Origin of the sequence: Helicobacter pylori (genome assembly GCF_014497725.1) — a bacterium.
GTDB lineage: Bacteria > Campylobacterota > Campylobacteria > Campylobacterales > Helicobacteraceae > Helicobacter > Helicobacter pylori_DE.
In genome coordinates this window covers 144,302-157,885 of record NZ_JACTGF010000002.1, presented here as the reverse complement: position 1 = coordinate 157,885, position 13,584 = coordinate 144,302, and the positions used below count along the sequence as shown (strand labels likewise).

Annotated in this window: 13 protein-coding genes and 2 pseudogenes; 13 read left to right on the top strand and 2 right to left on the bottom strand. The window is 36.6% G+C overall.

What is annotated here, in order from left to right:
• Window positions 1-87 precede the first annotated feature (87 nt).
• The 6 genes and pseudogenes from H7N69_RS02665 to csd6 all read left to right on the top strand — a co-directional run bounded on the left by H7N69_RS02665 (window position 88) and on the right by csd6 (window position 6,456).
• Window positions 88-2,173, top strand: a pseudogene (locus tag H7N69_RS02665) (GmrSD restriction endonuclease domain-containing protein).
• Between the two features lie 62 nt (window positions 2,174-2,235).
• On the top strand, window positions 2,236-2,685 hold the full coding sequence (rplI, locus tag H7N69_RS02660) for a 50S ribosomal protein L9 (RefSeq protein ID WP_187884717.1): 450 nt from the start codon (window positions 2,236-2,238) through the stop codon (window positions 2,683-2,685).
• A 3-nt stretch (window positions 2,686-2,688) separates the two neighbouring features.
• The gene (gene hslV / locus H7N69_RS02655) at window positions 2,689-3,231 is read left to right on the top strand and encodes an ATP-dependent protease subunit HslV (RefSeq protein WP_000461011.1); all 543 of its coding nucleotides are present in this window, start codon (window positions 2,689-2,691) and stop codon (window positions 3,229-3,231) included.
• Window positions 3,231-4,562: an HslU--HslV peptidase ATPase subunit gene (gene hslU / locus H7N69_RS02650; protein ID WP_187884716.1), complete on the top strand. Its 1,332-nt coding sequence runs from the start codon at window positions 3,231-3,233 to the stop codon at window positions 4,560-4,562. Before hslV ends, hslU begins: the two co-directional genes overlap by 1 nt.
• On the top strand, window positions 4,562-5,467 hold the full coding sequence (gene era / locus H7N69_RS02645; protein WP_165525766.1) for a GTPase Era: 906 nt from the start codon (window positions 4,562-4,564) through the stop codon (window positions 5,465-5,467). Before hslU ends, era begins: the two co-directional genes overlap by 1 nt.
• Window positions 5,464-6,456: a cell shape-determining L,D-carboxypeptidase Csd6 gene (csd6, locus tag H7N69_RS02640; protein WP_187884715.1), complete on the top strand. Its 993-nt coding sequence runs from the start codon at window positions 5,464-5,466 to the stop codon at window positions 6,454-6,456. The genes era and csd6 overlap by 4 nt, the downstream gene beginning before the upstream one ends.
• An 88-nt stretch (window positions 6,457-6,544) precedes the next feature.
• Here the strand turns inward: csd6 and H7N69_RS02635 are convergent, their stop codons facing one another.
• Window positions 6,545-7,399, bottom strand: coding sequence for an SEL1-like repeat protein (locus tag H7N69_RS02635; protein WP_187884714.1), 855 nt, complete (start codon window positions 7,397-7,399; stop codon window positions 6,545-6,547).
• A 48-nt stretch (window positions 7,400-7,447) separates the two neighbouring features.
• Between H7N69_RS02635 and H7N69_RS08150 the strand changes: the two are divergent.
• From H7N69_RS08150 to H7N69_RS08000, 7 genes and pseudogenes are all read left to right on the top strand, one after another.
• A pseudogene (locus H7N69_RS08150) lies at window positions 7,448-7,644 on the top strand (transposase); the annotation flags it as partial.
• 97 nt (window positions 7,645-7,741) lie between these two features.
• Entirely contained in the window at window positions 7,742-8,089 is a 348-nt protein-coding gene (cag1, locus tag H7N69_RS02625; protein WP_187884713.1) for a cag pathogenicity island protein Cag1, read from the top strand.
• Window positions 8,090-8,104: 15 nt separating this feature from the next.
• On the top strand, window positions 8,105-8,263 hold the full coding sequence (locus H7N69_RS08055) for a cag pathogenicity island protein (protein ID WP_332246415.1): 159 nt from the start codon (window positions 8,105-8,107) through the stop codon (window positions 8,261-8,263).
• Complete coding sequence (locus tag H7N69_RS02620) at window positions 8,232-8,891, top strand: topoisomerase DNA-binding C4 zinc finger domain-containing protein (RefSeq protein WP_187884712.1); 660 nt, start codon at window positions 8,232-8,234, stop codon at window positions 8,889-8,891. Before H7N69_RS08055 ends, H7N69_RS02620 begins: the two co-directional genes overlap by 32 nt.
• Complete coding sequence (gene cag3 / locus H7N69_RS02615) at window positions 8,884-10,329, top strand: type IV secretion system outer membrane cap subunit Cag3 (RefSeq protein ID WP_187884711.1); 1,446 nt, start codon at window positions 8,884-8,886, stop codon at window positions 10,327-10,329. The genes H7N69_RS02620 and cag3 overlap by 8 nt, the downstream gene beginning before the upstream one ends.
• Before the next feature lie 9 nt (window positions 10,330-10,338).
• Window positions 10,339-10,848, top strand: a complete 510-nt coding sequence (gene cag4 / locus H7N69_RS02610) for a VirB1 family T4SS lytic transglycosylase Cag4 (protein WP_108327318.1) — start codon at window positions 10,339-10,341, stop codon at window positions 10,846-10,848.
• 282 nt (window positions 10,849-11,130) lie between these two features.
• On the top strand, window positions 11,131-11,256 hold the full coding sequence (locus tag H7N69_RS08000) for a hypothetical protein (RefSeq protein ID WP_001902723.1): 126 nt from the start codon (window positions 11,131-11,133) through the stop codon (window positions 11,254-11,256).
• A gap of 74 nt (window positions 11,257-11,330) precedes the next feature.
• On the opposite strand, the gene cag5 is transcribed toward H7N69_RS08000, so the two are convergent.
• Complete coding sequence (gene cag5 / locus H7N69_RS02605; RefSeq protein ID WP_187884710.1) at window positions 11,331-13,577, bottom strand: VirD4 family type IV secretion system ATPase Cag5; 2,247 nt, start codon at window positions 13,575-13,577, stop codon at window positions 11,331-11,333.
• Window positions 13,578-13,584: the final 7 nt, after the last annotated feature.

Here is a 13,584-nt window from a genome sequence, read left to right as displayed (position 1 = left end):
ATAGCATTTATGGGGTAAAAAAGTAGAATCTGTATCAAGTTTTATTAAGATGCATGCGGTAAAATCCGCTAAATCAAGGAGTGTATTATGGACGCAAAAGCCACCACACTATTAAATTTTTTTGAAGAAAATCAAAACAATCAATTTGTCATCCCCATCTATCAGAGGTTGTATAGTTGGAAAAAGGAACAATGCGAACAATTATGGGATGATATTATCAAAACGGGTGGAAACGATCAAATAAAAGGGCATTTTATCGGTTCTATTTTGTATGTGCGAGATGATGATACGCACTCTAGCCCATTACTCATCATTGACGGCCAACAAAGGCTCACCACTATCACGCTTTTATTTATCGCTTTGAGGGATCATTTAAACGATGAAGATGAATTTTTAGAAAAATTTTCGCGTGAAAAAATAGAGAGCTATCTTATCAACAGTGATAAGGACGGCGATAAGAAATTCAGACTCATCTTATCAGAGTCTGATAAAGACACCTTGCTGTCTTTGATTGATGAAAACAAAAGAAAACCGAGCGAGCTTTCGTTAAAAATAATGGAAAATTTTAAATTATTTGAAGAATGGATCCGTAAAAACACCGACAAACTAGAAACGATTTGTAAAGGATTAGAAAAACTCATGATAGTTTGGATTGCTTTAGAAAAAGGGAAAGATGATCCTCAACTTATCTTTGAGAGCATGAACTCAAAAGGTATGGAACTTGCGCAAACGGATTTGATTAGAAACTATATCGTAATGGAAACAGAGATTAAAAAGCAAGAAGGCTTTTATAATAAATACTGGAGGGCTATGGAGGAGGAATTTAAACAAAATGAAAAATTGTTTAATCAGTTTGTCCGGCATTACCTTACGATTAAAATAGGAAAAACTCCCAATGAGAAAAGAATTTATGAAGCTTTCAAGGATTACCGGCAAAAAAAGGGGATAGAAATAGAGGATTTATTAAAAGATTTACAAAAATATTGCGGATTCTTTTGTCAGATCGTATTCAAAAAAGAAGCCGATAAAGATTTAAACAAGGCTTTAAGTTTTTTGGTAGATTTAGAGATGGATGTGATCTATCCGCTATTACTAGAGCTTTATAGTGATTATAAGGATGGTGTTTTATCCAAGCAGGATTTTATCCCTATTATCGCTTTAACAGAGAGTTATCTTTGCAGAAGGGCAGTGTATAGGCCTGGATCAGGTGGTCTCAATAAAGTCTTTGCCTCTTTTACAAAAAAGATCAATAAAGATCAATATCGTGAAAGTATAAAAGCGCATTTTTTATCATTGGAAAAGACGACAGGAAAATTTCCTAAAGATTCTGAATTTAAAGATTCTTTTATTACGATAGATTTTTATCATTTTAAAAAAACTAAATACTTTCTTGAAAGGCTAGAAAATTTTGAAACAAATGAGCCGGTCAATACTCAAGAATGCAGCATAGAACATATAATGCCTCAAACCCTTACTCCAGAATGGCAAAGGGATTTGGGTGAAAATTTTCAAGCAATACACGATAAATACCTCCACACAATAGACAATCTCACTCTAACCGGTTATAACAAGGAGTATAGTAACAATTCTTTCCAAAAAAAAAAGAGATATGGAGAAGGGCTTCAAACAAAGCCCGTTGAGACTCAATCAAAGTTTAAAAGATTTGGAACCTTTTGGCGAAAAAGAGATTGAAGAAAGAGCTAATGATTTGGCGGATTGGGCTTTAGAGATTTGGACTTACCCCAAGCTAGACCTTGAAACATTAGAGGAATATAAATCTAAGAAAGCAAAAAAGGTTTATGATTTAAGCTCTTATAAGTTTAGCCCCCATTCAAGGGAATTATTTGATATTTTAAGAAAAGAGATTAAAGCCCTTGATGAAAGGGTAACTGAAAAATTTAATCAAAAATATATAGCTTATAAGTTTTGTAAAATAAGTTTTGTGGATATTGTTGTGCAAGAAAAAGGCTTAAAATTGTATTTAAAAATGAACTTGAATGAATTGCAAGATGAAATAAAGGAAAAACTAAAAAGTAGAGATGTTTCTAATATCGGTCGTCCATGCGTTGGAAACATGGAAGTAGAGCTAGAAACAAAAGAAAATATCCCTTATTGTTTGGGATTGATCAAACAGGCTTTAGAAAAACAGATGGGTGGTAGGAATAAGCAATAAAAACCCAACTTATTAAAATAAAGAGTATAATTACAAATTACTTACAACTTAAAGGGGATATGATGAAAGTTCTGTTATTAGAAGACGTGAAAAATTTAGGCAAAGCGGGTGAAGTGTGCGAAGTTAAAGATGGCTATGGGAATAACTTTTTAATCGCTAACCAAAAAGCCAAACTCGCCACTAACGAAGTGATCAACAAATACAAAGCCGAAGTCAAAAAGAAAGCGGAAAAAGAAGCCCTAGAAAAGGCGCAAAAATTGCAAATGGTAGAAACCTTACAAACCATCACGCTGACTATCCATAAAAAAGTCGGCACGAACGGCTCTTTATTTGGAGCGATCACTAAAGAAGAGATCACGGAGCGCTTGAAAGAACAGCATGCGAGTTTAAATTTAGATAAAAAAGACATTGATCTCAAACACCCGATTAAAAGCACAGGGATTTATGAGATTGAAGTCAAGCTTGGATCGGGGATTGTGGGTGCGTTTAAAATTGATGTGGTGGCTGAGTAGAAAATGTTTGAAGCGACAACGATTTTGGGCTATAGAGGGGAATTTGATAACAAAAAGTTCGCACTCATTGGAGGCGATGGGCAGGTAACTTTGGGCAATTGCGTAGTCAAAGCCAATGCAACAAAAATCAGGAGCTTGTATCACAACCAGGTTTTAAGCGGGTTTGCCGGAAGCACTGCGGACGCTTTTAGTTTGTTTGATATGTTTGAACGCATTTTAGAGAGCAAAAAAGGGGATTTGTTTAAAAGCGTGGTGGATTTCAGCAAAGAATGGCGCAAGGATAAGTATTTACGCCGATTGGAAGCGATGATGATCGTTTTAAACTTCGATCATGTTTTTATCTTGAGCGGCACGGGCGATGTTTTAGAAGCTGAAGACAATAAGATCGCCGCTATTGGGAGTGGGGGGAATTTTGCTTTGAGCGCAGCTAGGGCTTTGGATCATTTCGCTCATTTAGAGCCTAGAAAACTCGTAGAAGAGTCCTTAAAAATCGCAGGGGATCTTTGCATTTACACCAACACGAATATTAAAATTTTGGAGCTTTAATGTCTAAATTGAATATGACCCCAAGAGAAATTGTCGCTTATTTAGATGAATACATCATTGAGCAAAAGGAGGCTAAAAAGTTTATCGCTATCGCTTTAAGGAATCGTTACAGGCGTTTGCAACTGGAAAAATCCTTACAAGAAGAAATCACGCCTAAAAACATTTTAATGATTGGCTCTACTGGCGTGGGTAAAACTGAAATCGCAAGAAGAATGGCAAAAATCATGAAACTCCCCTTTGTGAAAGTGGAAGCGAGCAAATACACAGAAGTGGGTTTTGTGGGGCGCGATGTGGAGTCTATGGTAAGGGATTTAGTCAATAACAGCGTGCTTTTAGTGGAAAATGAGCATAAGGAAAAATTAAAAGACAAGATTGAAGAGGCGGTTATAGAAAAAATCGCTAAAAAACTCTTACCCCCCTTGCCTAGTGGCGTGAGCGAAGAAAAAAAACAAGAATACGCTAACAGCCTTTTAAAGATGCAACAAAGAATCGCGCAAGGCGAGTTGGATAGTAGAGAAATTGAAATTGAAGTGCGTAAAAAAAGCATAGAGATTGATTCCAATGTGCCGCCTGAAATTTTAAGGGTTCAAGAAAATTTGATTAAGGTTTTCCATAAAGAACAGGATAAAGTCAAAAAAACTTTAAGCGTTAAAGAGGCTAAAGAAGCCCTAAAAGCAGAAATCAGCGACACGCTTTTAGATGGCGAAGCCATTAAAATGGAGGGTTTGAAGCGCGCGGAAAGTTCAGGGGTGATTTTTATTGATGAAATTGATAAGATCGCTGTCAGCTCTAAAGAAGGAAGCCGTCAAGATCCCAGTAAAGAGGGGGTTCAAAGGGATTTGTTGCCGATTGTAGAGGGGAGTGTGGTGAATACGAAGTATGGTTCTATTAAAACAGAGCATATTTTATTCATTGCAGCAGGGGCGTTTCATCTTTCTAAACCAAGCGATCTCATCCCTGAATTGCAGGGGCGTTTCCCTTTAAGGGTGGAGTTAGAAAATTTAACCGAAGAAATCATGTATATGATTTTAACCCAAACTAAAACCTCTATCATCAAGCAATACCAAGCCCTTTTAAAAGTGGAGGGCGTAGAAATTGCGTTTGAAGACGATGCGATCAAAGAGTTAGCCAAACTTTCTTATAACGCCAATCAAAAAAGCGAAGATATAGGCGCTAGAAGGTTACACACCACCATTGAAAAAGTGCTAGAAGACATTAGTTTTGAAGCGGAGGATTATTCTGGGCAAAGCGTTACTATCACTAAAGAATTGGTTCAATCAAAGCTAGAGGATTTAGTGGCTGATGAAAATTTAGTGAAGTATATTTTATAATGAAAACTAAGGCGGGCTTTGTAGCTCTTATAGGCAAACCAAACGCTGGAAAAAGCACTCTTTTAAACACTCTCTTAAACGCTCATTTAGCCCTTGTCTCGCATAAGGCTAACGCGACCAGAAAATTGATGAAATGCATCGTGCCTTTTAAAGACAAAGAAGGGTATGAGAGCCAAATCATTTTTTTAGACACACCAGGGCTCCATCATCAAGAAAAATTACTCAACCAGTGCATGCTCTCACAGGCTTTAAAAGCGATGGGCGATGCTGAATTGCGCGTTTTTTTAGCTTCTGTGCATGATGATTTGAAAGGGTATGAAGAGTTTTTGAGTTTGTGCCAAAAACCCCATATCTTGGCTTTGAGTAAGATTGACACAGCCACGCACAAGCAGGTTTTACAAAAATTACAAGAGTATCAAAAATATTCATCGCAATTTTTAGCTCTAGTGCCTTTGAGCGCGAAAAAATCTCAAAACTTAAACGCGCTTTTAGAATGCATCAGTAAGCATTTAAGCCCTAGCGCATGGCTTTTTGAAAAGGATTTAATGAGCGATGAAAAAATGTGCGATATTTATAAGGAAATCATTAGGGAGAGTTTGTTTGATTTTTTGAGCGATGAAATCCCTTATGAAAGCGATGTGATGATTGATAAATTTATAGAAGAAGAACGCATAGATAAGGTGTATGCACGCATTATCGTAGAAAAAGAAAGCCAAAAAAAAATCGTGATAGGCAAAAACGGGGTGAATATCAAACGCATCGGGACTAACGCGCGATTAAAAATGCAAGAAGTGGGCGAAAAAAAGGTTTTTTTAAACTTGCAAGTCATCGCTCAAAAATCATGGAGTAAGGAAGAAAAGAGCTTGCAAAAACTGGGCTATATCTATCAAAGGAATAGGGATTGAAAAAAATATTACCGGCTCTGTTAATGGGGTTTGTGGGATTGAACGCTGATGAGCGTTTGTTAGAAATCATGCGCCTTTATCAAAAACAAGGCTTAGAAGTGGTGGGTCAAAAAATGGATTCTTATTTAGCAGATAAGTCTTTTTGGGCAGAAGAGCTTCAAAACAAGGACACGGATTTTGGCTATTATCAAAACAAGCAGTTTTTATTTGTGGCGGATAAATCCAAGCCCAGTTTGGAGTTTTATGAAATAGAAAATAACATGCTTAAAAAAATCAACAGCTCTAAAGCCCTTGTAGGCTCTAAAAAGGGCGATAAAACTTTAGAGGGCGATTTAGCCACGCCTATTGGAGTGTATCGTATCACGCAGAAATTAGAGCGCTTAGATCAATATTATGGCGTTTTGGCTTTTGTAACGAATTACCCTAATTTGTATGACACCTTGAAAAAACGCACCGGGCATGGCATTTGGGTGCATGGAATGCCTTTAAATGGCGATCGGAATGAATTGAACACTAAGGGCTGTATTGCGATTGAAAACCCGCTTTTAAGCTCTTATGATAAAATATTAAAAGGCGAAAAAGCGTTCCTCATCACCTATGAAGACAAGTTTTCCCCCAGCACTAAAGAGGAATTGAGCATGATTTTAAGTTCCCTTTTCCAATGGAAAGAAGCCTGGGCTAGGGGCGATTTTGAACGCTACATGCGTTTTTATAACCCCGATTTCACTCGCTATGACGGCATGAAATTCAACGCTTTTAAAGAGTATAAAAAAAGGGTGTTTGCAAAAAACGAAAAAAAGAATATCGCTTTTTCTTCTATCAATGTGATCCCTTACCCCAACTCTCAAAACAAACGCTTGTTTTATGTGGTGTTTGACCAAGATTACAAAGCCTACCAGCAAAACAAGCTCTCTTATAGCTCCAATTCTCAAAAAGAACTCTATATAGAGATTGAAAACAATCAAGTGTCTATTATAATGGAAAAATAAGAAAAATAAGGCTCTGTTTTAATTAGGGTAATCTAAGCGGATTTTTCTAACCCATTCAAAGTCAAGCCTAATACAAGTTTGATTAAAACTACAGAGCTTCCATGGCTTTTTCATAGCCAAATTCTGCGGATTTTTGCAAGAATTTTTTAGCCCTGTTCTTTTTCTTTCTAGTGCCAAGCCCTTCTTTATAAGCGATCCCAATCCTATAAAGGATCTCCCCCATTTGTTGTTTGAGTAAAATAATATTGCTTGAAATTTCAGCAATGTCTTCCCAAAGAAGTGTCTTATCTTTGATTTGAGTGGATTTCTTAACAAGTATTCCAAACTTCTTTCCAAATTTTATAGGATTCGCGCTCAAACCTGAAAGATCAATGAATCGCGATCCAATAAGCATACTAGTGAATGCAAGGTTTGGTAATCTAAAATTGTTAGCAAAATAATTTGTGCTTTTATTAGAAAATATGCGAACCACATGCCTGTAAGTCTTAAGCGCTTGTTTCAAATCCTTTTTCATCCCTAAGCCTTGCGCTTGCATGCGTCCTAAAATTAAAGCGCCCCCTAACAACCCGCTCCCATACCCTTTGATAGCGTTTTGTGCATAGAATTGCGCTTTTTTGTAATCCACTTTCACGCCCTTTCCCTCCAAATACATTTTGGCTAAATAAACGCTGCCAAGCCCAATGCTGTATTCTTGCGCCAATTTAAAATCTTTAAAGGCTTGTTTGTATTGGCCTTGATTAAAATGGTCTAAACCATTTTCAAAATAATATGTCTTATGATTTCGCGCAATTTCATCCCACTGATTTCGTGCCCTTTCATCCCAATCATCACTGATGCTAATATATTCATCAGCTATACAAAGTGAAAACGGCAACAATAAAACTAGTAAAAGCAATAAAGGCTTTAAAAAAGAGAGGGTGGTGCGATAAAAATCTTTAAACATGTCAAGTCCTTTTACAATTTGAGCCATTCTTTAGCCTGTTTTTCTAGCCAGATCACAAGCGAACTTTCAAAGCAATTTGAATGGATAGCAGTTGAAGACTTGCAAACAAAGAACATGACTAAAAGAGCTAAACTCAAAGCTAAACTTAAAAATGTCAAACAAAAGAGTGGGCTTAACCGATCTAACTTAAACGCTTCATTCTATCAAATCATCTCTTTTTAGACTACAAACAACAGCATAATGGCGACAAGCAATAGGGAGATGGTTTCATATTTTTTGCTATAATAACATGAATTTGTTTCATAGTAACAAATTGAGAATATATCTTATGGAGGTAACACTATGGCTGACACAATCAATACAACTGAAACAACCCATGAAACAAAGAAGCCAAACGCTTTTGTAAATTTTTTCAAAAACAATTTGACTGATAAGCGTTATGATTCATTAGGTCTCATTGGAGCGGGGGTTTTATGTTGTGTCTTGAGCGGTGCTATGGGGATTGTTGGGATAATCTTTGTCGCAATAGGAATCTTTTTGTCTTTTTCTAATATCAACTTAGTGAAATTGGTTGAAAAATTGTCCAAAAAACAACCTAAAGCGGTCGCAACTGTCAATAACGAAACCCAAAAATCTCGAGCAACAAGCGTTACCAACGAACCAACTGAAGCTAAAGAGACTAAAGATTGAGGTAAAACAACGATTTTGACTGAAGAAAGAATAAGGGAAAATTTCACAAGTTTAGGTGTTTTGGTGGTTTGTTACTCACTGCATGACTTACACAAGCAACCTATAAATTCTTTTTTTAGATTTAAGAGTAGTTGTTTGCGATATGAGTCTAGCTACGAGTTACAATGTGAGTAATAATTTTTCTAAGTTTAATATTAAGAGAGTCAGAGGATATTTGATTTGTCTTGTTTGTAACACACCTAAAATGATACAAAGAGGATTGAATGGTGTCTCATTTTATGGTTGCTCTGATTATGTAAATAAAGGCGACTGTAAGGGCGTTTTACGAGAAATAAATGGCTCAATGAAAATGGTCTGCTTGCATTGTGAAAACACGCCCATAATGGAAAAAGTAGAAAGTGGTAGGGGAGGAGCTTACGCTTGTAAGAATTGCAATAGGAAGTTTTACTTTATCGATCTTGCAAAACAAAACGAACGAAAAAAAGATTTAGAAAAAGAAAAAAAAGAATTGCTTAATAAGACTGAAAAGCAAAAAATCAAACGCCTTGAGCGTTTCATTTTGGTTGGTGTAAAAGCTAATATTAAAGAAAATTCTTTTTTCTTAGGATGTAAAAATTATCCTAAGTGCGAATGGACTGCTAGTATGGATTCACAAGATCTTAAATGTCTCAAATGCAACAGATTAATGAAAAGAAAAAAGAATTTCAAAAACAATGAGTTTTTTACAGCTACATCGCTTACCTTAAATGCAATAGAATTTTGTCTCCATATTAATCTGAAAAAAAAGGAAACCAATGTTTAGAAAACTAGCAACCTCTGTATCGCTCATGGGCTTACTAATCTCCAACGCTCTTTATGCTAAAGAAATAAGTGAAGCCGATAAGGTCATTAAGGCCACTAAAGAAACTAAAGAGACCAAGAAAGAGGCTAAACGCCTCAAAAAAGAAGCTAAACAGCGCCAACAGATCCCTGATCATAAGAAACCTCAATATGCCTCTGTTGATGACACAAAAACTCAAGCGCTTTTTGATATATACGACACCTTGAACGTGAATGACAAAAGCTTTGGGGATTGGTTTGGTAATAGCGCTTTGAAAGACAAAACCTATCTCTACGCTATGGATCTATTGGATTATAACAACTACTTATCCATAGAAAACCCTATTATCAAAACAAGAGCGATGGGGACTTATGCGGATCTCATTATCATCACAGGTTCGTTAGAACAAGTCAATGGGTATTACAATATTCTAAAAGCGCTCAACAAACGCAACGCCAAGTTTGTCCTAAAAATCAATGAGAACATGCCTTATGCCCAAGCGACTTTTTTAAGAGTGCCAAAAAGAAGCGATCCCAATGCCCACACGCTTGATAAGGGAGCGTCAATTGATGAGAATAAGCTTTTTGAACAACAAAAGAAAATGTATTTTAACTACGCCAACGATGTGATCTGCAGACCTAATGATGAAGTGTGTTCGCCCCTAAGAGATGAGATGGTAGCTATGCCTAGTAACGATAGCGTTATTCAAAAACCCAATATCGTTGCTCCTTATAGCTTGTATAGACTAAAAGAGGCAAATAACGCCAATGAAGCCCAACCATCACCTTATGCCACTCAAACCGCTCCTGAAAACAGCAAAGAGAAGCTCATAGAAGAGCTAATCGCCAACTCCCAACTCATAGCCAATGAAGAAGAGAGGGAAAAGAAACTCTTAGCAGAAAAAGAAAAACAAGAGACTGAATTGGCTAAATACAAGCTCAAAGACTTAGAAAATCAAAAGAAACTAAAAGCTTTAGAAGCAGAGTTGAAAAAGAAAAACGCTAAGAAACCTAGAGTAGTGGAAGTGCCTATTCCTCCTAAAACAAGTGATTCTGATGAAACAATGAGAGTTATCAAAGAAAAAGAAAACTATAATGGGTTATTAGTGGATAAAGAGACCACGATCAAAAGAAGCTATGAGGGGACTTTGATCAGTGAAAATTCTTACAGCAAAAAAACACCCATCAACCTTGAGGACTTGAGAAACTTAGAAGAAGAAATTAAGAGCTACTATATCAAGTCTAATGGCTTGTGTTACGCTAATGGCATTAGCCTCTATGCAAAAATCAAAAATGATCCCTATAAAGAGGGAATGCTGTGTGGTTATGAGAGCGTTCAAAATCTGCTCTCACCTCTAAAGGACAAGCTCAAATACGACAAGCAGAAGTTACAAAAAGCGTTACTGAAAGATTCAAAGTAAGTTAAAGTTTTGTTTGAGAAATGGATTGGTCTGACTTTGCTTCTTAATTCCTTAGCCTATCCATGCCAAAAGGTAACCATTAGTTTCAAGCAGTACGAAAATCTTATCCATATCCATCAAAAAGGTTGCAACAATGAAGTGGTGTGCAGAACGCTTATTTCTATCGCTTTGTTAGAAAGCTCTCTAGGGTTGAACAACAAGCGCGAAATTTCCACAAAAGACACTTCTTATTCCATGTTTCATATCACTTTAAACACCGCTAAAAAATTCTACCCTACCTACTCTAAAACGCTCCTCAAAACCAAATTGTTAAACGATGTGGATTTTGCGATCCAATTAGCCAAACAAATTTTAAAAGAAAATTTTGATTATTACCGCCAAAAACACCCCAACAAAAGCGTGTACCAATTAGTAGAAATGGCCATAGGCGCTTACAATGGGGGAATGAAACACAACCCTAATGGCGCTTATGTGAAGAAGTTTCGTTGCATTTATTCTCAAGTGCGTTACAACGAGTAGAGCATACTAACTATTTTTGAATCTTTGTAATTTTTACAAGCAATCTTGGTGGTATACTCCTACTATCTTATGAATTTATAATAATATCATTTACATCATTATCTTTTAATTTTTCTAAAATATATTTTGCTTCTTTTTGTTAAGATATTTTGTCTTTTTATTTTTTGGAATAGGCTTTTGCTTTCCTTATAAAGACATATAGCGTAAGAATTCTTCCAATTCGCACCATTTTCTTTGAGCATGGGTGCTGTAAGAATGGCTTGATGAATTTTAACCTAGCGCATGCAACAATCACTAGAGCGATGGTTGGCAAAACAAAGAACACACAAGCTTTTGGTGAGTGAAAATTCCATTAAAGATATAGGAAAACCCAAACGCTTCATGCAAGACAAAGATCATATTTTTTAGCAAAGATTAGCAAAGAAGCGCCTGATCTGATCTTGAAAGATTTCCAAAACGAAACTAATGATTAGAAATTAAAATCACAGTTCGCTTGAGCCCACAGGCACTAAAGATTTATCATAGCTCAATTCGCCTTTGGTTTTAGCGGCTTGCAAATCATCATAAAATGTTGCTTGATTAGGCACTTTCCCCAATTTGTATTTTTTGCTCAAACTCGGACTCACCTTAATGAGCTCATCGGTGAAGAAGGGATCATCATAGTAAAGCGCCTTGTGGCATTTGATGGGTTTGAGCGTATTTTCTAAAATGATAAGCTCATCGCCCATAGTCATCAATTCATCAGGGGTCATCAAAAACCGCTCCTTGTTGCTGATAGAAGTGTTGGTCTTACCCGTATTATCATCAATGCTTCGGCTCACATCTTGCCTTGTGTATTTCCCTAACACTTTAGAAAGCTTTTCAAAATGTTCATAGTAATTATCGTTGTTGATCCCATAATACATATTCAAAGAAAGGTTGTCTAAAATAGTCTTAGCGCCATTCCTACCATAACCAAGTGGGGGATCATTTTCTAATTGTGCCTTACTTTGAAACACAAAAGCAGGGCGCATGTTGTATTCTGCCATAATCCCTACCGCTTTAACAAAGGTCTCTAAATAGCCACACAAAGTGAATTCGTCCATGAGCATCAAGCAACTTCTTTTGCATTGTGGATCATGGATTGGCAGAATCAAATTGCTATAAATCATCACGTTGAAAAACAGCTCTAATATCGGTCCAACAATAGTGCTTTCTTTAGGATTAGCGATCACACCAATACTCACTGCATCGATCCTTAAACGCCTGAAATCAAAATCATTAGCGCTCGTGAAATTCCTGATCATGGCGTTATTATAAGGTGCAAAGGCTGAAGTATATACCCCTTGAACCGAGCTATAAGTTTCTCTAGCACCGCCCATTGTCTTGAAGCTATTCCACATGTTTCTAGTAGCAGGACTAAGCGCTCTTAGATTATCGCCACTCTTATCTTCTTCACCTCCAAAAAATTCCATTAAAGACACGACTTTTTCCATGTTTGTGTCTTCATCAATCAAGTTGATACCGCTTGCCATAGAACCTATGAAAAACATCGTAGGGGTTTCAGGCATGATGATTTTTTTTCTTTTGACAAACTCAAGCCCCTTTTTAGTCCACATGAGATCCCTATAAATATTGCAATTGATGACAAAAAGATTTCGCGCCTGATTGCTAAAAAAAGGATCTTTTTCATTAGGTCTTTCAGGGAACACGAGCTTTGCCAATCCAAAGATTTGAGTGGAAAAATCCCCTCCACTAGCCACCATGCCATGCCCTTTTAGGCGTGTGTCAATTTGAGAGAGTATGTCTTCGGTCAAAACCACATCATTACCAAAATCCACATAAGCGAAAGGATTAAATCGGTGTGTTTTTAAGGAGAAAGGTTCATAGATGAACACTTTTTGGTTGAAGCGTTTCTCTCTGATTTTCCCGCAAGTTTCCATAGTGTCAGCTTTAGGATCAAACACAACGATATTTTGAGGATAATTGATCATATTGGGCATGATGAAACCCACACCTTTACCGCTTCTAGTAGGGGCAATCAAGCCAATGAACGCCTGTCCTGCATAAGCGATAAAATCCCCCAAGCCACGCCTGCCTACAATAACCTCTCGTTTGTCAAAGGCGCGTTTTTTGTTGTTGGGCGTGATGAGCTTAGCTTTGATCATTTTCTCTTCAGTTTCCCAACTCGCGCTACCAAAGAGATCATCAACTTTTTTATTCGCTCCTATATCTCTAGTCCGAGTTAAGTATTTTAAGAACCACACAAAAAAGGTAATGAAGATATAAGAGCATAAAATAGAACTATATACGACTAAGGATATATTGAACCCATAAATCTTGAGTGAGCTAAAAGTGAGCGCCTTAAAATAGTAATTAGGAAAATCTTGTATCGCATAGACCCATATATCAAAAAGATCATCATCGCTCTCAGGCGATCGATTATCATCATAAAAATTACCTAAGAGAATCAAGAAAAATAACCCTGATGTGATAAAAGAATAGGATAGTAAGAGTATCGCTTGCAACCAAAAGCCAAAGGTTTTAACCCTTTCTTTCAGCCCATCTATAATGATTTCTTTAAAGCTTTTTTTCTTTTGAGGTTGGTTAGCTTTATCTTTAAAAGCCTTTTTTTGAGCTTTTATGAATTTGTAAAGAAAAAATAACGCTATTAACCCTATGAAACTGAAAATAACAACCAACTTATAATCCTCTATGAAGTATAAGGCGTTATACAAAAAGTCTTCCATTGTGCCT

Coding starts and splice junctions, on each gene's coding strand:
- rplI (WP_187884717.1), top strand. CDS start 2,236: ATGAAAGTTCTGTTATTAGAAGACGTGAAAAATTTAGGCAAAGCGGGT.
- hslV (WP_000461011.1), top strand. CDS start 2,689: ATGTTTGAAGCGACAACGATTTTGGGCTATAGAGGGGAATTTGATAAC.
- hslU (WP_187884716.1), top strand. CDS start 3,231: ATGTCTAAATTGAATATGACCCCAAGAGAAATTGTCGCTTATTTAGAT.
- era (WP_165525766.1), top strand. CDS start 4,562: ATGAAAACTAAGGCGGGCTTTGTAGCTCTTATAGGCAAACCAAACGCT.
- H7N69_RS02635 (WP_187884714.1), bottom strand. CDS start 7,399: ATGTTTAAAGATTTTTATCGCACCACCCTCTCTTTTTTAAAGCCTTTA.
- cag1 (WP_187884713.1), top strand. CDS start 7,742: ATGGCTGACACAATCAATACAACTGAAACAACCCATGAAACAAAGAAG.
- H7N69_RS02620 (WP_187884712.1), top strand. CDS start 8,232: ATGAGTCTAGCTACGAGTTACAATGTGAGTAATAATTTTTCTAAGTTT.
- cag3 (WP_187884711.1), top strand. CDS start 8,884: ATGTTTAGAAAACTAGCAACCTCTGTATCGCTCATGGGCTTACTAATC.
- H7N69_RS08000 (WP_001902723.1), top strand. CDS start 11,131: ATGCAACAATCACTAGAGCGATGGTTGGCAAAACAAAGAACACACAAG.
- cag5 (WP_187884710.1), bottom strand. CDS start 13,577: ATGGAAGACTTTTTGTATAACGCCTTATACTTCATAGAGGATTATAAG.